This window comes from Betaproteobacteria bacterium (assembly GCA_009693245.1).
Classification (GTDB): Bacteria; Pseudomonadota; Gammaproteobacteria; order Burkholderiales; family SHXO01; genus SHXO01.
The window spans coordinates 15,855-39,512 of record SHXO01000008.1 but is presented as its reverse complement, the minus strand read 5'-3'; the positions used below and the strand labels follow the sequence as shown (position 1 = coordinate 39,512).

The following is a 23,658-nucleotide window of genomic DNA, read 5'->3' as shown; positions in this document are numbered from 1 at the left end:
GCGTGCCCCTACCGGGCATTTACCGGTAGGGGAAGGCTTAGACCTGCCCGATGAAATCCCGCTTGCCGATTTCCACGCCGCAATGGCGCAGGATGTCGTAGGCCGTGGTGGTATGAAAGAAAAAATTCGGCATCACGCTGTGTAGCAAGTAGGGCTGCCCCTTGTAGGTCACCGGGTTACCGGCCACCTTGACGTTGATGTCGCGATCCTCCGAGCCGTCGATTTGCGCGGCCTTGAATTCCTTGCAGTAAGCGATGGTACGCTCGGCGCGAGAGATGAGATCCTCGAAGGTCTTCTCGTTATCTTCCCAGGCCGGCACGTCCAGCCCGGCGAGGCGTGCGCACGCACCCTTGGCGAAATCACATGCGATCTGGACCTGGCGGTTCATGGGCAACATGTCGGGTGCTATGCGGTAACCGAGGAGCACGGCGTGATCTACTTTCTTCGCGGCCGCGAAAGCCGCGCCCTTGCCGAGGATGCTGGTGAGATTGCCGAGGGTCTTTACGAAAACGGGGACGGATGCTTGATACATCGATAGTGCCATGGGAATGTTCCTGGAAAATTGAGGGAGCGGACGGATAACTCCGCGAGAGATGGCCGTGAACGGCTCGCCGCCGAATCACGGAAAGGCACGCAGTATAGTGAATATCGCGTGCTTACTTCTTTCTTGCAACGCCCTCCAGATGAACGCGCCGCGCCTCATCCCGGCGCTCGCGTTCCTTGCGGCGGCACATACGGCACAGTTTTGGGCCAGAGTACGCGTAGCCTTTAGCCACTTCATACCACCACTTCTGCTGCGTGCCCGTCCACACCTCGTCTTTGCCGCAGCCAGCGCAGCGAAAAGGCATGTCCAGGTAGTAGCCGCGAATTGCGTAGTCCGGCGCACCGTAGCTGTTATAGGGCGCGAGCGACGCCTCGTTGACGGGCACCATGCGCGCGGAGACTTTTGGCTGGGGCTTGCGTGCCCGCTCCGCCGCACTGGCGGCTTGCTTCGCCTTGATTTCGTTGGCCCGCTGCTTACTGCTGCCCACCGGCGGAGGTTCGCGCATCAGGCTTTCGCCACACGCTGGCGAGCCAAGGTTGTTGTTCGCGAGGCAGGCCGGGCGGCCGGTAGTAGTGATCTAACTCGGTGAACCCGGCACTGGTCATGTATCGCCGCCAGTTCTCCAGGTCGTGGTAGACGCCGTAGCGCCCCCGGTTCCATCCCTCCTCGTTGTTGCCGCGCGGGTTGGATGAGAACAGCACGCCACCGGGTTTCAACGTGCCGTGCAACTCCCGCAACACCCTTGGCAATTCGCCGGATGGCACGTGAAAGAGCGAGGCATTGGCGAATATTCCATCGAAGCAGCCCTCGGGCAGATCAAGCTTCAGAAAATCCTGTAGCCACACTTCGCACCCGCTGTAAGCGCGGGCCTGCTCCGCGAAGGGCGCCGCCCCTTCCAGGCCGGTAGCCACGTGGCCAAGCTCGGTGAAGGTTTTTAGATCGCGCCCGGGCCCGCAACCGAAATCGAGGATGACGAAGGGCGGCGGCGCAACGACATGAGCCAGAAACGCGCAGACATTCTGGCTCACGTCGTGGTCTTTCGTGCCTTCCCAAAATTCACCGGCACGCACCGCGTAACTCTCCAGCGTTGCCTTGGCGATCCGGGCGATATCCGCGGATGTCACGCTGGCACTAGCACCGGGCTACGAGTGTTTTGCCAGCGCGGCGGGCATGGCCATGTTCCGAATCAACGTGGCATCGACGCGCGCTTCGGCGGCAAGCCAGTCTTGCTCCTGGTGACCCGGAGCAAATCCGCGTTGCTGCGCCATGAAATAGGCGCACACTTCGATCATCTTGCGGCGCTCTTAGGGCGATAGCGACACCTGGGACGCCTGTGACCCTCGCCCGCCGGGTTGCTTGGCGGCATTTTTTCGGACGCCCTGCTTCTTGGGCGCTGGGCTCTCAGGCTTCGCACCATTTGCTGGGCGGGAATTCGCGACTTTCCTTGTTTCGGATGGATCTGCTTTCATTTGGATCTCCCAATAGTGGACCAGGAATGTTGCTCACATGATTTCATTGCTATTGGGTGAGCGGGTTCTCCTCCCCGCACGCATATCTTCTCACGATTTTGGCAAACGCGCGGCAAGTCCATGCCGGTGGCATTCAATGGGCGGCAATATTTTCCGGAGATAAGTCCGCAATCGCCGCCCCACCAGCCCATAACTGAGGCTGGCGCGAATTGCGCTAAGCGAAGCACCCTGAACTCACACGAAAGGAAGCTGCCATGGACGATTCTGGAAACACGATCTCACGCAACATGGGACACGCACTCGCTCGCGCGGACGCACAGGCCCGGCCGAGCCACGGACCCACATCCAGGGGAAAACCCGAGACAGGCGCGGCAGACGAACCCGCGACCGCGGGGGAGGGAGTCCGTGCGGTACCCGCCAAGGGGACCGACGCCGCCATCGAACGCCTGCAAAATACCCAAGAGCGGGTTACCGCGCTGAGCGAGCGCCTGGCGGAGAAGTTTAGCGCCGTGCAGTCGAACATCGAGGCCCGCTTTGACGCCCGCGCCCAAGAGTTACCGGATCACGCCCAAGCGGACGTTGGTGCCCGCTTGGACGCGAATGCGGACCGTATGCTTGAACGCTTCTCGGGAGTCAAGCAGGACGTTCTCGATCACCTCGGAGAGATGACCGCGCGCATCGAACAACGCTTGCAGGCACTCTATGATGTGCAGGCGGACACCGGTGCGCCTCCCGAGACGCCGATATCGGAATCGGTTTAGTTCCTGTGGATCGCGAAGGGACTGAATGCCTGGCAAGTCGCCATGACGGACATGGTGTTGATATTGACTCTCGCCGGGCGGGTGGCCACCCAGTAGACCATCTCCGCGATGTCTTCGGGCGTCATGGCATCGGTACCGGCATAGACCGCGGCGGCCTTGGTTTTGTCGCCCTTGAAGCGCACCTCCGAAAATTCGGTGCCGCCGGTCAGGCCGGGCTCCACGTCCGTCACGCGTACCCCGGTGCCTAGCAAATCGGCGCGCAAATTCAAACTGAACTGGCGCACGAAGGCCTTCACTCCCCCGTAAACGTTACCACCAGGATAAGGAAATTCGCCGGCGATGGAGCCGATGTTGATCACGTGCCCTCGCTTACGCTCAACCATACCGGGAAGGAAGGCCCGCGTGCAGTACATCACGCCCTTGATGTTGGTGTCCACCATGCGGTCCCAGTCATCCAGATTCGCCCTCTGAGCGGGCTCCAAGCCGAGCGCACCGCCGGCGTTGTTGACCAGCACGTCGGCTTGGGCAAACTCGGCAGGCAAACCTTCCACTACCCTGGACACGGCATCGCGGTCGGTGACGTCCAACTTTACGGGGAAAATCTTGCCGCCAAACTCCTTCATCAAGGGTTCCAGTCTCTCCACCCGGCGTCCCGCGGCGGCGACCATCCACCCATTGCTTGCGAAATGGCGCGCGATGGCGTAGCCGAATCCGGCGGTGGCACCGGTGACGAATGCGATCATTGGAGTCTCCTTGTCGTGATGTGAATTTATTGGCCGAATCAGTTTATTCTAGGACCTCTTGACCAACAACCATGGAATTAGCGATGCGCCACCGGCTCTATTTGTTGTGCTGCCTGGCAGCGGTCATCCTGCTACATAGCGGGTGCGGCGGCTGGTTCACGCGAGACCCCGGCCCGCAACTGGTCGTGGATAAGACCGCTCAAACCTTGCACGGCAGGCCGTGGGAATTACGCGCCATCACCATCGATGGCAACGACATGGTGATGCACGTGGATTCCAAGATGAGCCCTCGCTTCGACGCGGACGGCCAAGCGGGCGGCAATGGTGGCGTCAACGACTTCTCCGCTGGCTATCACTTCGGCGACGACGGAGTGCTCGCTTGGGAGGGGTTCACGTTGAAAAAGAAAGCCGGGCCATCGGAGTTTCAAGAGAAGGAAAGGATTTATCTGGAGGCCCTACGTAGAACGAGCCGGGCCATCGCCGGAAAAGTGATTCTCACGCTTCAGTCCGACGGCGGCGAGGTCGTGCTCACCTTCCTCAAACCGGGGACTTTGTAGGAGACCGGGTCAGCGGCCGCGCCGGGTCACGGCAGGCTTTCCCCCGGCTTTGCGCGCGGCCTTTTTCTTCGGCTCCTTCGGCTGCTTCGGGGATAGTTCGCTCGCGTAAGCGAACGCGCGCTCGATCCAACCCCGCAGTTCGCCCGCCTTTCTTTCTAACGGATCGGGCAACAGCACGTATTCGCGCATGACACGGCCCATGATTTCGCAAGGTTGGGCACGTCCTTCCTCGACGGACCGCTCGCGTTCTTCCGGCGGTAATCGGACGATCAGCTTGTCCTCATGCACGCCCGCGAACATATTGCCGTTCACGAAGGCGCATGGGCAGCCGAACATCTTGCGCCTTTCCACCCTCTCATCGCCCGGTAGACTGGCATCGAAGCACTGGGCGAGCGCCATCGGAACTGGCTTGAATGCGGGCACTACTTCGCTTTCGCGCCTCGCGTGAAGGACACAACGCCTCCTAGGCCTGTGGTTGCGTGGCTTTGAAGCTGGGCCGCTCGCTCATCACAGCATGTGCGCGGCGGACATTGGGAGCGGCTGGCAGCAGGTCCTTCCCCTCTGGTAGCGACTGCACGTAAGACAGGATGGGCGCGAGCATCAGATCCGCCATGGTGCACGCGGTACCCGCCAGATAATCGTTGGAACCGTAGGCCTTATCGAGAACCGCGAGATATTCGCGCATGGCGGGAAGCGATCCCTCGATCACGCTCCGGTCAGGTTTTCCGCCCGGCCCCTTTGGAAACACGTAAGGAATGACATAGCCGCGAATGAACACCTGGTACAAGTAGCAATTGATGGCACTCACCCACTGCTCCATCGTTGCCCGCGAGCGTGCGTTGTCTCCAATCAAGGAGGTTCCTTCGAAGGACTCATCCAAGTAGCGCAAAATAGCGCTGGTCTCGTACAAGGTGAGATCGGCGTCCTTGAAGACCGGAATTTTCTTGAAGGGATTCAGTGCGGCGATGGTCTCGCTTCCCGGCCCCTCCGGTTGCAGCGTGTACGCCAACCCTTTCTCCGCCAACCCCATGCGCACGCTTCTCGTGTAGGTGCTGCGAGGGTCGCCATACAACGTGAGCGTCGCGGCGCTGCCGCGCTCGTCCACATGATCCAGCAAGCAATTAAACATGGAGTTCCATCCGCCATTGTGCGCGTCGCGCGCTTGCGCCGCCGGGAATCCGGCGTGATGAACCTTGAGGTAAGTCGCCCCCGCCTTTTCCGCGAAGGTCAAGGTGACCAAAGTCTCGCCCATGGCCTCCATATCGGCGGCTTCCCACTGCCAAGTGAACGCAAGACGCTCGGAGGGGTTTATTTCCCGGTATTCCCCCACGACAGTGTGGCTCTCGCCGGTGCGCGCCCGCATGGTGATGCGGTAGCGCCCGCCCACTTTCACATCCATCTCGGTATTCGTTATAGTGAATCCGCGCGGCCCAAACCATTTGCTGAGCACCTCCGGCTTCACGAAAGCGTCGAAGACTTTTCGTTGCGGCGCGCGAATCGTGCGCTCAAGTGATCTCGTTCGAAATAGGCGGCTACCTTGTAGTTTCTTGCGAGCCCTGCATGGCAGCTTTGCACGCTACAGGGGACGCTCCGCAGGCGGCCTTCATCCGGCGGGTCATGGCCGAGTGCAGTCAGTCTCCAATGAATTGGGTTAGCGCAACGGCCATCGCATGCGCGGCATAGCTCTCGGCATAGCACCGAGAGAAAAAAGAATAGCCATTCCTCATATAACGCATTGATTTTCTGGCGCGCCCAGAGAGACTCGAACTCCCGACCACCTGGTTCGAAGCCAGGTACTCTATCCAACTGAGCTATGGGCGCGCGTGCCTTGCGGGATGAGCGCGCAGTTTAGCACCGGGTACCGTCGCGTCATGCCAACCACCAGCCAGAGATACCGCGAATCAGGCGATCCGGGTTCCTTGCTAACATGGCCCCGCATGCAAATTATCTGAGGAGTGCAATATGGATTTCGGCTTCAACATCGCCATTCGCGGCGCGCTCGCGGACACGCATTCCATCACGGCATTCGCCACGAAAGGCGAGGCTCTGGGCTTTACATATCTGGCCATTCCCGATCATATCGTCATTCCCACTTCCATCGCCTCGCCTTACCCCTACAGCGCGAATCGCAAGATGGCGGGCGCGAATCTCGGTCATTGCATGGAACCGCTGGCCGTCATGACTTATCTGGCGGCCATTACCAAGAAGGCGCGGCTGCTCACATCGGTGATGGTCGTGCCACACCGCCCTGCCCTGTATACCGCCAAGCTGCTGGCGACCATCGACGTGTTGTCCAACGGGCGCGTAACGCTGGGCGTGGGCGCCGGGTGGATGGACGAGGAATTTCAGGCGCTGGGTGCGCCGCCTTTCGCCGAGCGCGGCAAGGTCACGGACGAATATCTGGATGCGTTCAAGATTTTGTGGACCGAGGACAATCCGCGCTTCGAGGGCAAGTACGTGCGCTTCAGCAACATCTCGTTTCTCCCGAAGCCCGTGCAACGCCCTCACCTGCCCATCTGGGTGGGCGGCGAAAGCCCGGCGGCGCTGCGCCGCACGGCGCGCATCGGCGATGCTTGGTACCCCATCGGCACCAATCCGGAGTTTCCGTTGAACACCGTGGAACGCTTGAACGGCGGCATCGCGAAGTTGCATCAGGAGGCGGAGAAAATCAAACGCGATCCGAAATCCATCGGAGTCGTCTACTGGGCGAATTGGTATAAGGAAAACAACCTCGTGACCACGGACGATGGCAAACGCCAGCTCTTCACCGGCACCGACGCCAACGTCGTCGAGGACATCCTGCGGTTCAAGGAAATGGGGATGAAGGAATTACTGTTCTCCTTCCAGCGCGCGACGCTGGAGGAATCCATCGCGGCGATGGAGCGCTTCGCTAGCGAGATCATGCCGAAGGTGAGGTAGTAAGAACCCTTTCACCACAGAGACACAGAGGCACAGAGAAAGCCTTTTGAAGGTGTTTTCTTTCCTCTCTGGAATTTGCCTTCCTCTGTGCCTCTGTGCCTCTGTGTCTCTGTGGTGGGATTTTGAAGTTCGATGCCTTAAACCTACTGCGCGCACCAACCCCCATCGATCAGCACATCGCTGCCCGTCATGAAGGCGGCGGCATCGGAGCAGATGTATAGGGCCATGGAGGCGATTTCTTCGGCCGTGCCCCAGCGCCGCATGGGGGTTTGATCCATGAGCGCCGCGTTCTTGGCCGGGTCGGCGCGCAGCGGCGCGGTGAGATCGGTGGCGATGAATCCCGGGCTGATGGCAACCACGTTGATCTTGTCGTCCACTAATTCGAGCGCGAGCGCGCGTGTGAGGCCCAGAACCGCGTGTTTGGTGGCGGAGTAAACACCGCGCCCCGTGCTCGATACATGGGCCATGATGGAGGCGAGATTGATCACCCGCCCATAGCCTTGGCCCTTCATGAGCGGCACGATGTACTTGCACATCAGGAACACGCCGCTGATGTTAGTGTCGATTTGGGTGCGCCATTCTTCATAGGTGAAATCGATGATGTTCTTGCGGATGGCGGTGCCGGCATTGTTGACGAGGATATGCGCGTTGCCGAAGCGCGTCTTGACCTTCTCCGCCACCTGCTTCACTTGCGCCTCATCACGCACGTCGCATAGATAGATTTCCGCTTCCGCGCCGGCGGCGCGTACCATGGCGAGCGTTTCAGCAAGCTTGGCTTCGTTGCGGCTAACGAGCGCCAGCTTGGCCCCAACGCTCGCGAATTCCAGTGCGGTGGCGCGGCCGATACCCCGGCTGGCTCCAGTGATGACCGCGACGCGGCCGGTGAGATTTATGGGTTTCATTCGTGCCCCATCAGCGAGCCAAACAATACCCAACGCTTGCCGTCGAACTGCTGGAGTTGCACTTGTTCAATAGGGTAGTAGTCTGTAGGACTGGTGTTGTTCTTGATGCCCGGAAGCAGGCCGTCGGGCTCAAAGCTCTTCACGCTGGCCGCATGCTTCATGAGATTCTCTCGCGTGAGATCGTCCCCGCATTGCTTGATGACTTGGACCATGAGTTGTGCCACGGCGTACCCGTACACGTGCATTATGTCGCTCAAGTCGGCGCCGGGCATGTACTTCGCCATGAACTCGCGCCAGCGCTGCATGGCAGGATCCTTGTTCCACTGCGGATCGGCGGCATCCTTCATGTACTGCGCGGTAATGATTCCCGCGGATTTTTCCAGCCCGGCAGGCGTAAGCGTCGACCCCACGGAGGACGATACGTTGTTCAGGAAATGTAGCGGCTTCCAGCCCATGTCATGCACTTTGCGAATGGCCTGGGCAGCGAACTTCGGCGTGGTGATGTTGAAGAACGTATCCGCGCCCGAAGCTTTAAGCGTGACGATTTGGGAATCCACGGTAGGGTCTGTTACTTCGTAACTCACCTCCGCTACGATAAGGCTCGCGGCCTTGTCGCCCAACCCGTCCTTGAATCCCTTCAAGTAGTCTTTGCCGTAATCGTCGTTCTGATAAAGGATCGCGACCTTTGCATTAGGCTTGTGTGCCAGTATGTACCTGGCATAGATATTTGCCTCGGTTTGGTAAGTGGGCTGCCAGCCCATGGTCCACGGGTGACTTTTCGGGTCGCCCCACTTGGTCGCCCCAGTCGCGATGAAAAGATGCGGCACCTTCTTGGCGTTCACGTACTTGTGGATGGCCGTGTTGGTGGGCGTGCCGAGCGTTTGAAATAGCGCCAGTACCTGCTCTTCCTCCACCAGCCGGCGCACCTGTTCCACGGCGCGCGGCGGCGAATAGCCATCGTCCAAGCTGATCAAGTTGATCTTGCGGCCATTGATGCCCCCCTGGTCGTTGATCATCTGAAAGTAGGCCACCTCGGTCTTGCCGATGGCGGCGTAGGCTGAGGCCGGCCCGCTGTAGGGCATGGTCTGGCCGATCTTGATTTCCGTGTCGCTCGCTCCAGGGCCATACTTCTTTTGGGCAAAAGCATTCGGCGCGGCCAGCAGCACGGCGGCACTGGCCAGCGCCACCACATAGGCACGTCTCGTAAATTTCATAAGGTCTCCTCGTTCATTTAATTCTTCCTGCTTCGCCCCGGCGCAAGTATTCGCCCATTCCTTCCCTACCCTTCCACGCAGCACCCTCAACGATGCACTGGCCGCGAAGTAATACTTTCTTTACACGGCCCGTCACATTACGCCCTTCGAACAAGGTGTAATCGCTGCGGCTATGCTGCTCCGCCTGGCGAATGGTCCATTGCTCCTTGGGATCGAATAGGACGATGTCGCCGTCGGTCCCCACGGCAATGGTACCTTTCTTCGGGAACAGCCCGAAGAGCTTGGCCGGCGCGGTGGAGGTGATTTCCACGAAGCGGTTGATGGACATGCCGTGCTTTAACACCGCCCCGTCGAAGATGAGGGGTAAGCGCGTTTCCACGCCCGGCGCCCCGTTGGGAATCTTGCTGAAGTCGTTGGCCCCCTGCTGCTTTGAATACTTCATTCCATAGGGTTGCTCGTTGAAGCAGAAGGGGCAATGATCCGTGGATACCACTTGCAAGTCGTCCGTCTTGAGTCCGCGCCAAAGCTGGTTCTGGTGATGGTGGTCACGCAAGGGCGGAGTCATCACGTACTTGGCGCCTTCGAATTCGGGCCGCTCGTAGTCTTGCGCCGTGAGGAACAAATAATGAGGACAAGTCTCCGCGTGCACGGGGATGCCGCGGTCACGCGCTTCCGTCACGGCGTGGAGCGCCTCGCCGGCGGATAGGTGCACGATGTATAGGGGCGATTGCGCCAGCTCGGACAAGCGAATGGCGCGATGAGTCGCCTCGCCTTCGAGTATGGAAGGCCGCGTGGTGGCGTGGTATTTGGGTGCCGTCATGCCAGCCTCGAGGGCTTCTTTCACCAGCACGGAGATGACTTGCCCGTTCTCGGCGTGAACGCAGGTCATGGCGCCATTGGCGCCCGCGATGCGCATGGCCTTGAACAGCGCGCCATCGTCCACCATCAACACGCCGGGATAGGCCATGAACAGTTTGAAGGTGGTGACGCCCTCGTTGCGGATAAGGGTCTTCATGTCAGCCAGGCTTTGATCGTTCACGTCCAGCATGATCATGTGGGCGCCGACGTCCACGGCCGCGCTCTTGCGCCGCTCGTGCCAGTTCTCCAGGCCCTTGAGCGGGCTCTCGCCCTTGGTCTGGTTGCAAAAATCGATCAGCGTGGTGGTGCCACCAAAGGCCGCGGACTTGGTACCCGTACCGAAGGTATCCACGGTATAGGTGGGACCGAATTCCCAGTCGAGATGGGTATGCACGTCCACGCCGCCGGGCAGCACCAGCAATCCGCTGGCGTCGTGCACTTGCGCGTCCGCGCCCGCCACGAGGTTCTTGCCGATGGTTTGTATGCGCCCGTCCACCACGAGAATGTCCGCGGTGTAGTCATCCACCGCGGTGACGATGCGGCCGTTCTTTATAAGTGTTGAAGCCATTGCCCGTGCTCCTCCATAGACTAGGTCACGTAGTGCATTTCCTCGGCTTTCCAGGCGGCTGTGACCCAGTCACCGGACTGGACCGGTTCGGCGAAGTAATCATTATCCAGCAGGTTGGCCACGAACTCCTCGCCCATGGCACCTTCGACGGGAAGCTTCACCCACGAGCCTTGGTATTCGATGGTGCCGACTCTTCCAACGATGGAGTTCAATCCGGCCTCGGTGTTTTCGCCCGGCGCGCGGCGCACCGTGATGCGATCGCGGCGTATGGAGGCATTGAAAAGATCCCCCGCTTTCATGGCACCCGCCACGGAAACACGCACCTTGCGCGGCCCGCATTGCACGAGAACGTGATCGCCCAGATGCTCCAGAACCTTCCCCGCCAGTACATTCTGCCCGCCCATGAACCGGGCCACGTAGCTGGTGCGAGGGCGCTCGTAGACCTCGCGCGCGGGGCCAGCCTGTTCGATGCGGCCCTGGTCCATCACCACCACCATGTCCGCCAGGGCGATGGCCTCCATTTGCGTGTGAGTCACGTGGATGAAGGTGATGCCGAACTCCTTTTGCATGCGCTTTAGTTCACCACGCATCCGCAAGCGCAGAAACTCGTCCAGGGCGGAAAGCGGTTCATCGAGCAAGAGCACGCGAGGGTTGGTGATGAGTGCCCGCGCGAGCGCGATGCGCTGCTGTTGCCCGCCGGAGAGTTGGGCCGGCACCCGGTCGGCAAACTGCTCCATGCGTACTTGCGCCAACATATCCCTGGCCTTGGCCAAGCGCTCGGTCCTGGGGATGCCACGTACCTTGAGATTGAAAGCCACGTTTTCCGCGCAGGTGAGATGCGGAAATAGCGCGTAGCTCTGAAACATCATGGCGGTACCCCGGCGCACCGGAGGCTCGCCGTTGACACGTTCGCCATCGATGAGTACATCGCCCTGCGTGGGATCTTCGTGGCCCGCGATCATGCGCAAGATGGTGGTCTTGCCGCAACCCGAGGGCCCCAGCAAACAACAGTAGGCGCCGCCTGGAATCTTGAGATCGATTTCGCGCACCGCCACCGTTTCCCCAAAGCGCTTGGTCACGCGCGCCAGCTCGATATCGCCCTTGGTTGAATTGCCCATGCTGAGTTCTTAGTGATGTCCTGAAATCGCGTTCTTCGCGTCGTTTTCGCTCTTGATGCCCGCGCGCGTGCGCCGGCGCTGAATGATGGCGATGGAGCCCAGGGCCAGGGAGATGGCGGCGAAGGACACCAGGGTGGTGACGGTGCCCAAGGCGTAGAGTGCCGGCGAGGTCACGTTCGTGGTCATGCCCCAAATTTCCATCGGGAGGGTGTTCGCGGCCCCGGAGGTGAGCAAGGTGCGAGGAAACTCGTCGTAGGAAAGAGTGAATCCAAACAACGCCACGGCGATCATGCCTGGGAACAAGATGGGCAGCACCACCCACAAGAATATCTGCCAGTTGGTGGCGCCCAAATCGCGCGCGGCTTCTTCATAGGCGCGGTCAAAGCGGCTGAACACCGCGAACATGATCAGCATGCCAAAGGGCAAGGTCCACGTGAGCTGGGTGCCCAGGGCCGAGGCGTACCACTTGGTTTGAACCCCCATGGTTTGAAAGGTCAGGCCCACGCCCAAGCCCACCAACAGGCCTGGCATGATGAGGCTTGCCACCGCCAGATAGAACACGAAGGCAGAACCAACGAAGCGCCGGCGGAAGGCCAGCCCAGCGACGACTGAAATAGCGACCGTTAGCACCAACACCATGCCCGCGAGAATCATGGAGCGGGTAAAGGCCCCCGCGAAATCCCCCGTGCGCTGCTGCGCGAACAAGGCGCCGAACCAATGCAAGGACCAGCCCCGCATGGGAAAGGTGAGCCCGCCGGTGGGGCCTTGAAACGACAAGATGTAAATGGCCGACATGGGCCCGTAGAGAAACAGCACGAACAGTGTGAAGAAGCCGCTCAGCGCGTAGAAACTCAAGGGTCGTTTGCCCGTTTGTATTTTGCGCATAGCCTAGCCCGCGATCTCTTTTCGCACATCGACCACGCGAAGAATGGCTGCCACCATCAAGCTCACCACGATGAGCAAGATGACCGCGCTGGCCGCGGCAGGCGGATACTGCACCATGGCGATTTGGTTGGACATGGCCAAGGCGATGGAAGCGGACTGGCTGCCGCTCATGACCTTGACCACGAAGAAATCTCCCATGACCAAGGTGATGACGAAAATAGAACCCAGGGCGATGCCGGTTTTGGACAGCGGCACTATGATGTCCCATATGATGCGCCAGCCCCCGGCGCCGCCATCGCGCGCGGCCTCGATGAGCGACTTGTCGATGCGGGCCATGGAATTGAAGATGGGCACGATCATGAAGAGGGTGAACAAATGCACGTAGGCGATGATGACCGCGAAATCCGAGAACAGCAGAAATTCGAGCGGCTCTTTAGTGATGCCGGCGCCGATGAGCGCGTTATTGAAAATTCCGTTGCGCCCGAGAAACGGAATCCAGGAAATCATGCGAATGATGTTGGAAGTCCAGAAAGGCACGGTACATAGGAGAAACAGCGCCATCTGCCAAATGAGACTCTGAACATGGAAGGCAAGGAAATAAGCCACCGTGAACCCGATGAACAGGGTTATGGCCCACACGACCACGGCGTAGAAGAGAGTCTTCACGTACAACGACACCGTCACTTCGGAAGTCAGCACGTCGATGTAGTTGAGGAAATCGAAGCCGGGAACGGAATCGATGCCGTCGAATTGAAAAAAACTATAGGCAACGACCACCAGCAAGGGGATGCCGAAGAAAAGCAGCAGCACCAGTAGCAGCGGCCCGATCTGGAGATAGGACGTTAGTGTAGGCGAGATTTTCACGCTATCAGAAGACGGAGGACGGAGGACGGAGGACGGAGGACAGAGAAAAGACAGCGGCGCGATTGGATACCGGAGCGGGAGGAGACGAAAAGCTCTCCCCCCTAGTTCCTAGCTCCTGGCTCCTTAAAAATCAGGACGCCAAGAACTCATTCCACTTCTTGACCATGTACTGGTTCTCGTCCATCAACGTATTCCAGCACGCGACCTTACCCATGCGATCCCAGAAGGCGCCGCCGTCGCGCACGGCACCGGCTTTCTCCATGGTACTGCCGTAGGGATCCTTGATCTCGCCCTTGGCTGCTTTGCCCTCGTACCAATAACCGTACTCGTCCTCGGTCATGAATTTCTTGGCGGCCTCGGGGACGGAACTGTAATAGCCTTGCTTGGCGATGAAACCCGCCTGCCAGCCCGACATATACCAATTGATGTACTCGTAGGCCGCGTCAAGCTGGATGCCCTTGAGGTGGGCCATGGGGGCGATGCAGCTTCCCCAGGCGCGATAGCCTTCCTTGAGCGGTGCGTAGTAGCACGGTATGCCGCGCGAACGCACGGCGGTCACGGCCGGTGACCACATGGATTGAACGATGGTTTCGCCCGCCGCCATGAGGTTCACGGACTCGTCGAAGGTAGCCCACATGGCGCGGAATTGGCCCGCCTTCTTCGCGGCCTTGAGAATCTTGATGGTTTTATCGATCTCGGCCTTGGTCATGTTGCCCTTGTCGCCGTACTTGATATCCCCGCGCGCTTCGATGGCCATGGCCGCGTCCATGATGCCGATGCCAGGCACGGACACGATGGAAGTCTTGCCTTTCCACTCGGGGTTGAGCAACTCGGACCAGCTCTCGATCTTGCGCTTGACCATGTCGGGACGAATGCCCAAGGTGTCGGCGTTGTAAACGGTGGGGATACCCGTGATCCACTTGGTCGGGCCCTTGGAGAATTCCTTGGCCCCCGGACCATTCACGTACTGCACTTCATAGGGCAACACGCCTTGGCCGGAAACCTTCTTGCCATCGGGATAGGTGCCCTTCGTGAAAATCGGCACGACCTTGTCCCACAGCTTGATCTTCTTCTCGTCCATGGGCTGAAGCGTGCCACGCTTGATCAAGTGGCGCTGGAAGAAGTACTCGATATCGGCGATATCGATGGTCTGCGGCTGGGTGACCAAACGGTTCAGAAGTGCTGAGTGGTCGGCGGTCTGCATCTCCACCTTGAAGCCCAGATCCTTGGTGGCCTGGTCGGCGATCTCCTTGATGGCGGAGTAGGAGCCACCCACTTGCACCAGCTTTACGTCCTTGATGTTCTGCGACCAGACCAGGGGGAATCCGGTAATGGCGCCCGAACCGGCCGCCGCGCCTGTCACGGCCCCAGCCGTTTTAAGGAACCGGCGGCGGCTGGCGTTGGTGTTGGAATCTTGCGCAACAGCTTTATAGGTAATACGATCCTTCAATGCCACGGCAACCTCCTTTTGATGGAAAAACCGAGAAAATACAAGCTACGTGACTTAGGTCGCGATTTCAAATCGCGAGTTTAGGTCGCGAGTTTAGGTCGATATCATCTTCTTTTCGATTCCGACCCCAGCGGCAACCGCCCGCTCATACTCCAGCGGAATAGTGGCCGAATCCTGCAAGGCGATCCCCGTCGAATCGAACAAGGTGATTTCCTTGTCCGAGGAGCGCCCTATTTTCTTACCGGTGACAACCTCTCCGATCTCGCCCGCGATATCCTGCTCTCGCAATAACCCTTGCGAGAGCGGCACATTGATTTCGCCATCGGTGCGGCACTGGCGGATATCGTCCACGAAGATGCGTGCGCGCTGAAGTATCTTCGCCTCCAGCTCCTGGTCGCCACCCTTGTCCGCGCCCAGGGCCGCGATGTGCATGCCCTCGCCGATCCACTCGTTCTTGACGATGGCGCCGCGCGCTGGCGTCACGGTGACCAGCACGTCCGCTCCGCGCACGACTTCTTCCAGATTGGTGGACGTTTTGATCTTGAAGCTCTTGTACTTGGACTGTTGAGTAGCGCGGAAATGGTCCAAGGTTTTCTGGGAGCGGCTCCACACCCGCACATCTTCCCATGCAAAGATCTCGTTGCAGGTGGCCAGTACGCCCTCGGCCATATTACCCGCCCCAGCTATGGCGAGCACCTTGGAGTTCTTGCGCGCCAGCCACTTGGCCGACACCGCCGCCGCCGAACCGGTGCGCATGACCGTGTGATAGCTCCCATCGCAGATGGCAAGAGGAAATCCCGTCTCGGGGTGCGTATAGATCAAAATGGAAAAGACTGTCGGCAAATCGTATTTCTCGCGGTTGCGCTCGCGGATCGAAACCCATTTGCAAGCGGCGGCCTCGGGCTCCTCGATATAGGAGGGCATGGCCTCCCACTCGCCTGGATACTTATCGAGAACGATGTGCCCCTTGGGATCCATGTAGAAGCGCCGCTCGCCATGCATGCGGTAGGCTTGCTCGACACATCCGTTGTATTCCGCGGGGGTAAGCAGTCCCATCATCTCGGTACGGCTCAAGATGAGGGTCTTGCGATTGCGCCAACTTTCCATGGTCTCCCTCTGCCCTGGCTTCGGGGCAGTCCAATTATCCGCGAAGAGTAGACGTACCAGGCGGGAGCGTCAACGCCCTTTCGAGGGATTTGCCGGCGCCACGCAAGGTAGTGGCGCCGCGACGGATTTAAGCGATAAACTAATCCGAGAACTTTCACTCTAGGAGGAAACCATGGCGAAGGAAATTCTGTGTGGGTTTGGGATAGACGTTGACGCGGTGGCGGGATGGTTGGGTTCCTACGGCGGAGAAGACTCCCCGGACGACATCTCGCGCGGCATGTTCTCCGGAGAAGTGGGCTCACCCCGGTTGTTGAAGCTCTTCGACCGCTTCGGTATCAAGACCACCTGGTTCATCCCGGGCCACTCCATCGAAACCTTCCCGAAGGAGATGGAAGCCGTGGCCAAGGCCGGTCACGAGGTGGGCATCCACGGTTACACGCACGAGAATCCCATCGCCATGACCCGCTCGCAGGAAACCGAAGTACTCGACAAGTGCATCGAGCTCGTCAGCAAGCTCCAGGGCAAGCGGCCCACCGGCTACGTGGCGCCTTGGTGGGAGTTCAGCAACGTCACCAACGAACTGCTGCTGGAGCGCGGCATCAAGTATGACCACTCGCTGATGCATCACGACTTCCAGCCCTACTACGTGCGCGTGGGCGATTCCTGGACGAAGATCGACTACTCCAAGAAAGCGAGCGAGTGGATGGTGCCATTGAAGCGCGGCAAGGAAACCGATCTCATCGAAATCGCCGGCAACTGGTACCTGGACGACCTGCCGCCCATGATGTTCATCAAGAAAGCCCCCAACAGCCACGGCTTCGTCAACCCGCGCCATTTGGAGGAAATGTGGCGCGACCAGTTCGATTGGGTCTACCGGGAGTACGACTACGCGGTGTTTCCCATCACCATCCACCCGGACGTGAGCGGGCGCCCGCAAGTATTGCTGATGCTCGAACGCTTTTTCAATCACATCTCCCGGCACCCGGGCGTGAAGTGGGTCACCATGAACGAAATGGCCGACGACTTCGCGCGCCGCAGCCCGCGCAAGAAGTAGTCTCCCGCCATCCTAACCTTCCCCCGCAAGCGGGGGAAGGAACTTCGCCCCCCTCCCTCCTCCCTCCTCCCTGACAAAGATGTGCGGCCTGTGCGGCATCCTTGGCGGTCAAGACCACTGGACCGACGCCGTGGCGCGCGAGGGCGTCTACACCCGCAATCGTTCCCCGCAAGAGCGCCGCCGTGAGCGCGCCAACCGCATTCAGGCGGCCAACCGGGTGTTGAAGCACTACGCTCTCACGCTCGAAGACTGGCAATCCAACGCTTACATTCTGCGTACGCTCACGGGCAAGAGCGAAGTCTTCGACGGTCTGAACCATCTCTGGCCCACGGCGGAGAAACTGGCTGGGCGCCGTTGCGATCCGCTGGACGATGCACTCATGGAGCGGCTCGGGCAGCCAAAATGAGCGAGGCGTTTCCTGCCTTCACCCCGGTCAACGTACTCACCGGATTTCTCGGCTCGGGCAAGACCACGCTCTTGCAGCGTTTGTTGCGATCACCGCTGCTGCACGATACGGCCGTCCTTATCAACGAATTCGGTGAGGTGGGGTTGGATCATCATCTGCTGGAGCGGGTGGACGAGACCACGGTTTTGCTCCAATCGGGCTGCCTGTGTTGCACCATTCGCGGCGATCTTTCCAAAGCCATGCGCGAACTGCACTCCAAGCGCGACCAGGGCGTCGTACCGGCCTTCCGCCGCCTGGTGATCGAAACCACGGGCTTGGCCGATCCCTTGCCCGTGCTCACCACCGTCACGGCCGACCCCGTGCTATGCCATCACTACCGCCTGGGTAATGTCATCACCACCTTGGATGCGGTGAATGGCCAGAGCCATCTCGACCGCCAGCCGGAATCCCTCAAGCAATGCGCCGTGGCGGACCGCATCGTCATCACCAAGACCGATCTCACGACCACGCAAACCGTGAATACGCTCGCCGAACGAGTGCGCCGTTTCAACCATTCCGCGCAGATCCTCATGGCCCCGGCGCAAGAGGACCAAGCCGGCCGCCTCCTATCGCAGGACGTGTTCGATATCGACTCGAAGACCGAGGAGGTGCGCCGCTGGTTCGCGCAAGAAGCCCGGGCCGGTATACACACAGGCCATCGTCACGATCCCAACCGGCATGGAGACGATATTCAGTCCTTCTGCTTGGTCTTCGATGACCCGCTGGATTGGACGGACTTCGGGCTATGGCTCACCATGCTGCTCAACCGTCACGGCACCGAAGTGCTGCGCGTCAAAGGCATCCTCAACGTGGCTGGCGAGAGCGCACCCGTGGCCGTCCACGGCGTGCAACAACTGGTGCATCCTCCAGTACACATGGAACGCTGGCCCGATGCGGACCACCGCTCGAAGCTCGTGTTCATCACTCAAGGACTGGAACCCTCGCGCGTACGAAGATCGCTGATGGCGTTCATGGGTAAGATCATAAAAGCTTAAAACCAAACACTCTCGGTTGGACGCGAGCAATTTTCAGTGGGGTGGAGATCACACCAACTCGATCGAAACATCCTGCGCCCCCTCCCACAGCACCCGCCGCCCCATTTCCGCGAGCAATTCATGCCCCGACGTGAGGGTGAGGAAATGATTGCCGGCCAACTGGCCCACCTTACTGGAGAAGCAACAGCTACCGTAGGGGAACAGAATCTCCGTCTCGCTCGCCCCCGCAGGATAGAGCAGAATATCGCCGCGCGAGGGGTGGCTGGTGGCGTTCTCGGCACCCAGGCCGAGGTCCAGCGTGCCCAGCGGTACCCAGGCCGATTCCCCGCTCCAGCGCGTTTGGATGAGTTTATTATGGAAGGGAAGCAGCTTGCGGAAGGCGGCGCACGTTCGCGGGGCCAGGGCCTCCTCGAAACGCGCGGTAAATTTGAGGCCGGGCTTCGCACCCACCGTGATGTTCACTTGCGTCATGGAATCTCCTCCAGGCTAAACTTGCAATCGCTCACAACCAGAAAGTAACACGCCATGCGGCAAGATCCCCGGTTCAAGAACGTGTTCGTGATCGATCACCCGCTCATACAGCACAAGCTCAGCCACATGCGGGATAAGACCACTTCCACCCGCACTTTTCGCGAGTTGTTGCGCGAGATTACCCTGCTCATGGGTTACGAGGCCACCCGCCATCTGCCGCTCACCACGCGGGCCATCGAAACTCCCATCACCGCCATGGATGCGCCCATCATCGCCGGCAAGAAGCTCACGGTGGTGCCCATTCTGCGCGCGGGCATCGTGATGGCCGACGGACTCCTGGAACTTATCCCCTCGGCCCGCGTGGGCCACATCGGCGTGTACCGGGACGAGCATCACAGGCCCGTGGAGTACATCGTGAGGCTTCCGGAAATCGAGGGCCGCGCATTTCTTGTGTGCGACCCGATGATTGGCACGGGCAACTCGGCCGTGCACGCGGTCAATGTGCTGAAGAAGCGTGGCGTGGCGGCCAAGGATATTCAGTTCCTCGCCCTGGTGGCCACGCCGGAAGGCATTCGCACCTATCTCGATGCCCACCCCGATGTGACCATGTACGTGGCTTCCATCGACGATCACCTAAACGATCACGCTTATATCGTCCCCGGCTTGGGCGACGCGGGCGACCGGTTGTTTGGGACGAAGAATTAGGCCCCGCGCAGCCGCGCCGTGACCCAGCGCACTGACCCGGCCACGCCGAAAGGCATGAGGTAGACGAAAAATAGAAGGAACAATCCGTAGACTGCCCAAGGCGCGGCCTTGGAAATTTGGTCGGCGAAGTTGGGAACGAATTGGATGAAGAAGGCGCCGTAGATGGCTCCGGAAATGGAGGCCACGCCGCCTATCACCACACCCACCATGAAGCTGATGGACAGCCCCGTTGGAAAGCTGTCGGGTGCCACGAACTGAATGACGATGGCGCCTAGCGCGCCGGCAACGCCGGTATACAAGGCGCTGATGCCGAAGGTCATGGTCTTGTAGAGCGAGATGTTGACACCCATGGCTTCCGCCGCGACGGGGTGGTCGCGAATGGCCACCAGTGCGCGGCCCACCCGCCCCCTCAGTAAATTCCACGCAAGGACGAACATCACCACGGTGATGGCAAGCGTGAAGAGATACAACCATTGATCAGGGGTGATCTTCAACCCGAAGGGCGGATCGGGTTTCATGATCACGATGCCTTGCACACCCCCTGTCCATTCTTCCAGATGTTTGTACTTCAGTAACTGCGGCATCGCGACGCCCAAGGCAAAGGTCGCCAGCGCGAGGTAATGCCCGCTCAAGCGCAGCGCCGGCATGCCGAACAAGAATCCCGACACGAAGCACACAATACCCGCCACGGGAATGGTGCTCCAATAGGGCCAGCCGAATTTGTCCATCAATACGGCGGCCACGTAGGCGCCGATGGCGTAGAAAGCACCGTGGCCCAAGGAGATCTGCCCGTTGTACCCCGTGAGCAGATTCAAGCCCAGCAACACGATGGCGTAGACCAGCACCATGTTGAACTGGAACACGCGGTAGTTGCTGATGAAAAACGGCAGCACCGTGGCCAGCACGATGAGCGCGATGATGCCGGTGATTTTGGAGGCGGGACTCTTCATGACCTCGCTCATACGCGCCTCACGAACACCTTGCCGAAGAATCCGCTCGGCTTGACAAGCAGTACGACAATGATGATGGCCAGCGCTACCGTGAGTTTTAATTCGGTGCCAATCACGTAGGCCCCCAGCAAATTTTCCACGACACCCACGAGAAAGCCTCCGACCACGGCGCCGAAGGGACTATCGATACCGCCCATCAAGGCGGCGGCAAAGGCATAGAGCAGCACACCGGCCATCATGTTGGGTTCGAGATAAATCACCGGGGCCACCAGCACGCCCGCAACGGCACCGACGGCCGCCGCCAAGCCCCAGCCCAAAGCCAGCATCCAACTCACCCGAATACCGGCGAGCTTGCTGGACACGGGATTCTGCGCCGCCGCGCGCATCGCGAGTCCCAGGGGCGTGAACCGAAAGAAACAGTACAACATCACGAGCATCACCAAAGTGATGCCAATGGTGCCCAGTTCGTGCGAGGAAATGTATTTATTGCCGAAGGGCGGCGCGGCGGGAAAGGGGCTGGGAAAAGTCTTGATCGTGTACGTGTAGATCCACCCCGCCACGCTGTTGAGAATGACTAGGAGCGCGACGAACACGGTCACCACCGAGAGTACCGGCGCATTCTCCACGGGACGGATGATCACGCGTTCGATGATCACGCCTGCCACGAAGGAAATCGCGATGGTGGCTCCGAAGGCTATCCAAAAGGGAAAGCCCGCCTGCGCCATGGTCCACGCGAGATAGGTGCTGAACATCGCCATCTCGCCTTGAGCGAAATTGATGTGATTGGTGGACTGGTAAATCATCACCAACGCGAGCGCCAAGCTGGCGTATATACCGCCGGTGGCAAGCCCTGAGAATACTTGGTGGAGGAAGGCTTCCATGGCCCTTCTAAGGGAGGAGGGAGGGGGGAGGAGGGAGGAGGAAGCTCATTGCGATGGCCTTCGGTTGAACCACGGCTTCGCTGCTTCCAACTGGCTTGCCACGCGAATCAGGATCGCTTCCTCGCCATAAGGCGCGGCCAGTTGCACGCCCACGGGTAATCCGTCCGCCGTCCAATGCAACGGCAGACTCACCGCCGGCGAACCGCTGGCGTTGAAGGGCGCGGTAAAGGAGGTGAGCCGGGTAATCGCGCGAGCGTAATCGTCCAGCACTGGAGAATCCATGTTGAACACGCCGATTTTCTGGGGAGGATCCGGTAGGGTGGGTGTGAGCAGCAGATCGAAACCGGTGAACCATTGCGCCACGTGGCGGCCGGCCCCATGGATGCCCAGCACGGCCCGCGCATAATCGGCCGCACTCGCTTTTCCGCCCATCTCGTAGAACATCCATGTCACGTACTCGAAGTGTTCGCGCTGCGCGGTCTTCCCCTTTTTCTTCGCGTAACTATCCACCGCCGCGCGAACACTCCCGCCGATGGCGGTGCGGAAGGATTCGGAAAAATCTTCGGGAAGCGCGGATAATGCCACCTCTTCCACGTGATGTCCCAGGGCGGTGAGCAGAAAGGCCGCGTCACGCACCGCTGCCGCGCACTCGGCGTGCAACGCCTCACCCGCCGGGGTGCGCAAGGCCAAACCGATGCGCAGTCTTCCCGGATCGGCGCCCACTTCCGCCAAGAAGGGACGCTTGGGCCGCTCGGCGAAATAGGGTGCGCCCAGATCGGGCCCCGCCGTGAGATCGAGCAAGGCGGCACTGTCGCGCACCGAGCGGGTAACCACATGTTCGTGGCTCATGCCCGACCATCCCTCACCTCTGTCCGGCCCGGCGGGATTGCGCCCTCGCGTGGGTTTCAATCCCACCAAGCCGCAGCACGATGCGGGAATGCGAATGGAACCGCCCCCATCGGTGGCGTGCGCCGCGGGCACGACGCCCGCCGCCACCGCCGCTGCGGCACCGCCGCTGGAACCACCGGCCATGTAGTCCGCGTTCCAGGGATTACGTGTGGGGCCATATATCTTGGGTTCCGTGGTCACGGTGAGGCCGAACTCCGGCGTGCTAGATTTACCGAAAATCACCAGGCCGCCGCTTTTATAGCGCGCGACTTGCGCGGTGTCGTGGTCCGCCACATTGTCCATGAAGAAGCGGCTGCCATAGGAACTCAGCGTGCCGTTGCACAGCGCGTGCAAATCCTTCAGCACGAAGGGCACGCCCGCGAACGGTCCTGGCGGCAGGCCGCGCTTGATGGCCTCGCGCCCATGCTCGTAACAAGGGACACAGAGCGCGTTGATCTTGGTGCGCAGCGCTTCGCTGCGCGTAATGGCGGCTTCGAGCAATTCTTCCGCGCTCACGGCCTTCGTGCGAACCAGATTCGCCATGCCCACCGCATCGAATTGTTCGTATTCTTTCATCGCCCCCGCCGCCTGTTCAGTGCCCGAGATAGGACCGGCGCACGGTCTCGTCTTTTTGAATCTGAGCAGAAGGCCCGGAAGCCACGACCCGCCCAGTCTCCAATACGTAGGCGTGGCCGGCGAGATCCAAGGCAAGCTTTGCGTTCTGCTCCACCAGCAGCATGCTCACGTTGTCTTCTTGGTTGATGCGCCGCATGATGCGAAAGATCTCCTGCACGATCAATGGCGCCAAACCGAAAGAAGGCTCATCCAACAATAGCAGGCGCGGCCGCAGCATGAGCGCGCGCGCGATGGCCAGCATCTGCTGCTCGCCACCCGAGAGCGTTCCCGCCTGCTGGCCGCGACGCTCCTTCAATTTTGGGAAGTAGGTGAAAACGCGCTCCAAATCTTGCGCCACACCGGCCTTGTCCTTGCGCGTGTAGGCCCCCACGCGCAAGTTCTCCTCCGTGGTGAAATCGACGAACGTCCCGCGCCCGTCGGGCACCTGGGCAACGCCTAGGCGCACGATATCCTCGGTTGCCTTGGCGCTGATGTCTTGCCCGCCCAAACGCAGGTCGCCGTTGCGCTTCACCATGGCGCATACCGCGCGCAGCAAGGTCGTTTTCCCCGCGCCATTGGCGCCGAGAATGGCGGTGATACCGCCCTCTTCCACGCTGAACGCGACATTCTGCAGCACCTGCGTCGCGCCATAGCCCGCTGTCAATCCAGTGGATTCCAGTATCGCCGCCATTAGT

The 23,658-nt window shown here is 60.1% G+C and carries 27 protein-coding genes and 1 tRNA gene; 7 read left to right on the top strand and 21 right to left on the bottom strand.

Annotated features, from left to right (window positions below; all coding sequences use genetic code 11):
* Positions 1-37 precede the first annotated feature (37 nt).
* From EXR36_02440 to EXR36_02425, 4 genes are all read right to left on the bottom strand, one after another.
* Positions 38-544, bottom strand: coding sequence for a DUF1993 family protein (locus EXR36_02440; protein MSQ58520.1), 507 nt, complete (start codon positions 542-544; stop codon positions 38-40).
* 112 nt (positions 545-656) lie between these two features.
* On the bottom strand, positions 657-1,049 hold the full coding sequence (locus tag EXR36_02435) for a hypothetical protein (protein ID MSQ58519.1): 393 nt from the start codon (positions 1,047-1,049) through the stop codon (positions 657-659).
* Entirely contained in the window at positions 1,018-1,653 is a 636-nt protein-coding gene (locus EXR36_02430) for a class I SAM-dependent methyltransferase (protein MSQ58518.1), read from the bottom strand. Before EXR36_02430 ends, EXR36_02435 begins: the two co-directional genes overlap by 32 nt.
* A 33-nt stretch (positions 1,654-1,686) precedes the next feature.
* On the bottom strand, positions 1,687-1,836 hold the full coding sequence (locus tag EXR36_02425) for a DUF2934 domain-containing protein (GenBank protein MSQ58517.1): 150 nt from the start codon (positions 1,834-1,836) through the stop codon (positions 1,687-1,689).
* A gap of 431 nt (positions 1,837-2,267) precedes the next feature.
* Between EXR36_02425 and EXR36_02420 the strand changes: the two genes are divergently transcribed.
* A complete protein-coding gene (locus EXR36_02420; GenBank protein ID MSQ58516.1) occupies positions 2,268-2,774 on the top strand; it encodes a hypothetical protein in 507 nt (168 codons plus the stop codon).
* On the opposite strand, the gene EXR36_02415 is transcribed toward EXR36_02420, so the two are convergent.
* Positions 2,771-3,517, bottom strand: a complete 747-nt coding sequence (locus EXR36_02415) for an SDR family NAD(P)-dependent oxidoreductase (protein ID MSQ58515.1) — start codon at positions 3,515-3,517, stop codon at positions 2,771-2,773. The genes EXR36_02420 and EXR36_02415 overlap by 4 nt on opposite strands.
* Before the next feature lie 71 nt (positions 3,518-3,588).
* On the opposite strand from EXR36_02415, the gene EXR36_02410 reads away from it, so the two are divergent.
* A complete protein-coding gene (locus EXR36_02410) occupies positions 3,589-4,074 on the top strand; it encodes an META domain-containing protein (protein MSQ58514.1) in 486 nt (161 codons plus the stop codon).
* 9 nt (positions 4,075-4,083) lie between these two features.
* On the opposite strand, the gene EXR36_02405 is transcribed toward EXR36_02410, so the two are convergent.
* The 3 genes from EXR36_02405 to EXR36_02395 form a co-directional block, all read right to left on the bottom strand.
* Positions 4,084-4,497, bottom strand: coding sequence for a TfoX family protein (locus EXR36_02405; GenBank protein MSQ58513.1), 414 nt, complete (start codon positions 4,495-4,497; stop codon positions 4,084-4,086).
* 40 nt (positions 4,498-4,537) lie between these two features.
* On the bottom strand, positions 4,538-5,641 hold the full coding sequence (locus tag EXR36_02400) for a glutathione S-transferase (GenBank protein ID MSQ58512.1): 1,104 nt from the start codon (positions 5,639-5,641) through the stop codon (positions 4,538-4,540).
* 177 nt (positions 5,642-5,818) lie between these two features.
* Positions 5,819-5,895, bottom strand: a tRNA-Arg gene (locus EXR36_02395).
* 141 nt (positions 5,896-6,036) lie between these two features.
* Here EXR36_02395 and EXR36_02390 point away from each other — a divergent pair.
* Positions 6,037-6,993, top strand: coding sequence for an LLM class F420-dependent oxidoreductase (locus EXR36_02390; protein ID MSQ58511.1), 957 nt, complete (start codon positions 6,037-6,039; stop codon positions 6,991-6,993).
* 143 nt (positions 6,994-7,136) lie between these two features.
* Here EXR36_02390 and EXR36_02385 read toward each other — a convergent pair whose 3' ends face one another.
* From EXR36_02385 to EXR36_02350, 8 genes are all read right to left on the bottom strand, one after another.
* Positions 7,137-7,895, bottom strand: a complete 759-nt coding sequence (locus EXR36_02385) for an SDR family oxidoreductase (GenBank protein ID MSQ58510.1) — start codon at positions 7,893-7,895, stop codon at positions 7,137-7,139.
* A complete protein-coding gene (locus EXR36_02380; protein ID MSQ58509.1) occupies positions 7,892-9,109 on the bottom strand; it encodes a branched-chain amino acid ABC transporter substrate-binding protein in 1,218 nt (405 codons plus the stop codon). The genes EXR36_02385 and EXR36_02380 overlap by 4 nt, the downstream gene beginning before the upstream one ends.
* A gap of 13 nt (positions 9,110-9,122) precedes the next feature.
* Positions 9,123-10,535, bottom strand: coding sequence for a dihydropyrimidinase (hydA, locus tag EXR36_02375; GenBank protein MSQ58508.1), 1,413 nt, complete (start codon positions 10,533-10,535; stop codon positions 9,123-9,125).
* Positions 10,536-10,555: 20 nt separating this feature from the next.
* Positions 10,556-11,653, bottom strand: a complete 1,098-nt coding sequence (locus EXR36_02370) for an ABC transporter ATP-binding protein (GenBank protein MSQ58507.1) — start codon at positions 11,651-11,653, stop codon at positions 10,556-10,558.
* A gap of 9 nt (positions 11,654-11,662) precedes the next feature.
* Positions 11,663-12,538 carry an ABC transporter permease gene (locus EXR36_02365; GenBank protein ID MSQ58506.1) on the bottom strand — a complete coding sequence of 292 codons (876 nt, stop codon included), beginning with the start codon at positions 12,536-12,538 and terminating at the stop codon, positions 11,663-11,665.
* 3 nt (positions 12,539-12,541) lie between these two features.
* Positions 12,542-13,402 carry an ABC transporter permease gene (locus tag EXR36_02360; protein MSQ58505.1) on the bottom strand — a complete coding sequence of 287 codons (861 nt, stop codon included), beginning with the start codon at positions 13,400-13,402 and terminating at the stop codon, positions 12,542-12,544.
* A gap of 130 nt (positions 13,403-13,532) precedes the next feature.
* Positions 13,533-14,858, bottom strand: a complete 1,326-nt coding sequence (locus tag EXR36_02355; GenBank protein MSQ58504.1) for an extracellular solute-binding protein — start codon at positions 14,856-14,858, stop codon at positions 13,533-13,535.
* Between the two features lie 87 nt (positions 14,859-14,945).
* Positions 14,946-15,959 carry an ornithine cyclodeaminase family protein gene (locus EXR36_02350; protein MSQ58503.1) on the bottom strand — a complete coding sequence of 338 codons (1,014 nt, stop codon included), beginning with the start codon at positions 15,957-15,959 and terminating at the stop codon, positions 14,946-14,948.
* 172 nt (positions 15,960-16,131) lie between these two features.
* Between EXR36_02350 and EXR36_02345 the strand changes: the two genes are divergently transcribed.
* The 3 genes from EXR36_02345 to EXR36_02335 all read left to right on the top strand — a co-directional run bounded on the left by EXR36_02345 (position 16,132) and on the right by EXR36_02335 (position 18,453).
* Positions 16,132-17,013 carry a polysaccharide deacetylase gene (locus EXR36_02345; protein MSQ58502.1) on the top strand — a complete coding sequence of 294 codons (882 nt, stop codon included), beginning with the start codon at positions 16,132-16,134 and terminating at the stop codon, positions 17,011-17,013.
* A gap of 79 nt (positions 17,014-17,092) precedes the next feature.
* The gene (locus tag EXR36_02340; protein MSQ58501.1) at positions 17,093-17,419 is read left to right on the top strand and encodes a hypothetical protein; all 327 of its coding nucleotides are present in this window, start codon (positions 17,093-17,095) and stop codon (positions 17,417-17,419) included.
* Positions 17,416-18,453: a GTP-binding protein gene (locus EXR36_02335; protein ID MSQ58500.1), complete on the top strand. Its 1,038-nt coding sequence runs from the start codon at positions 17,416-17,418 to the stop codon at positions 18,451-18,453. Before EXR36_02340 ends, EXR36_02335 begins: the two co-directional genes overlap by 4 nt.
* A gap of 48 nt (positions 18,454-18,501) precedes the next feature.
* Here the strand turns inward: EXR36_02335 and EXR36_02330 are convergent, their stop codons facing one another.
* Complete coding sequence (locus EXR36_02330; GenBank protein ID MSQ58499.1) at positions 18,502-18,924, bottom strand: DUF3830 family protein; 423 nt, start codon at positions 18,922-18,924, stop codon at positions 18,502-18,504.
* Between the two features lie 54 nt (positions 18,925-18,978).
* Here EXR36_02330 and EXR36_02325 point away from each other — a divergent pair, with 54 nt between their 5' ends.
* On the top strand, positions 18,979-19,629 hold the full coding sequence (locus EXR36_02325; GenBank protein ID MSQ58498.1) for a uracil phosphoribosyltransferase: 651 nt from the start codon (positions 18,979-18,981) through the stop codon (positions 19,627-19,629).
* Here the strand turns inward: EXR36_02325 and EXR36_02320 are convergent.
* Genes EXR36_02320 through EXR36_02305 form a run of 4 tightly spaced genes read right to left on the bottom strand, consistent with a single transcriptional unit; the run spans position 19,626 to position 23,654 of the window.
* Positions 19,626-20,591, bottom strand: coding sequence for a branched-chain amino acid ABC transporter permease (locus EXR36_02320; GenBank protein MSQ58497.1), 966 nt, complete (start codon positions 20,589-20,591; stop codon positions 19,626-19,628). The genes EXR36_02325 and EXR36_02320 overlap by 4 nt on opposite strands.
* Positions 20,588-21,460, bottom strand: a complete 873-nt coding sequence (locus EXR36_02315; protein MSQ58496.1) for a branched-chain amino acid ABC transporter permease — start codon at positions 21,458-21,460, stop codon at positions 20,588-20,590. Before EXR36_02315 ends, EXR36_02320 begins: the two co-directional genes overlap by 4 nt.
* Before the next feature lie 45 nt (positions 21,461-21,505).
* Positions 21,506-22,924 carry an amidase gene (locus EXR36_02310; GenBank protein ID MSQ58495.1) on the bottom strand — a complete coding sequence of 473 codons (1,419 nt, stop codon included), beginning with the start codon at positions 22,922-22,924 and terminating at the stop codon, positions 21,506-21,508.
* Between the two features lie 16 nt (positions 22,925-22,940).
* Positions 22,941-23,654 (bottom strand): ABC transporter ATP-binding protein, encoded by a 714-nt coding sequence (locus EXR36_02305; protein MSQ58494.1) that lies wholly within the window; start codon positions 23,652-23,654, stop codon positions 22,941-22,943.
* Between the last annotated feature and the right edge of the window lie 4 nt (positions 23,655-23,658).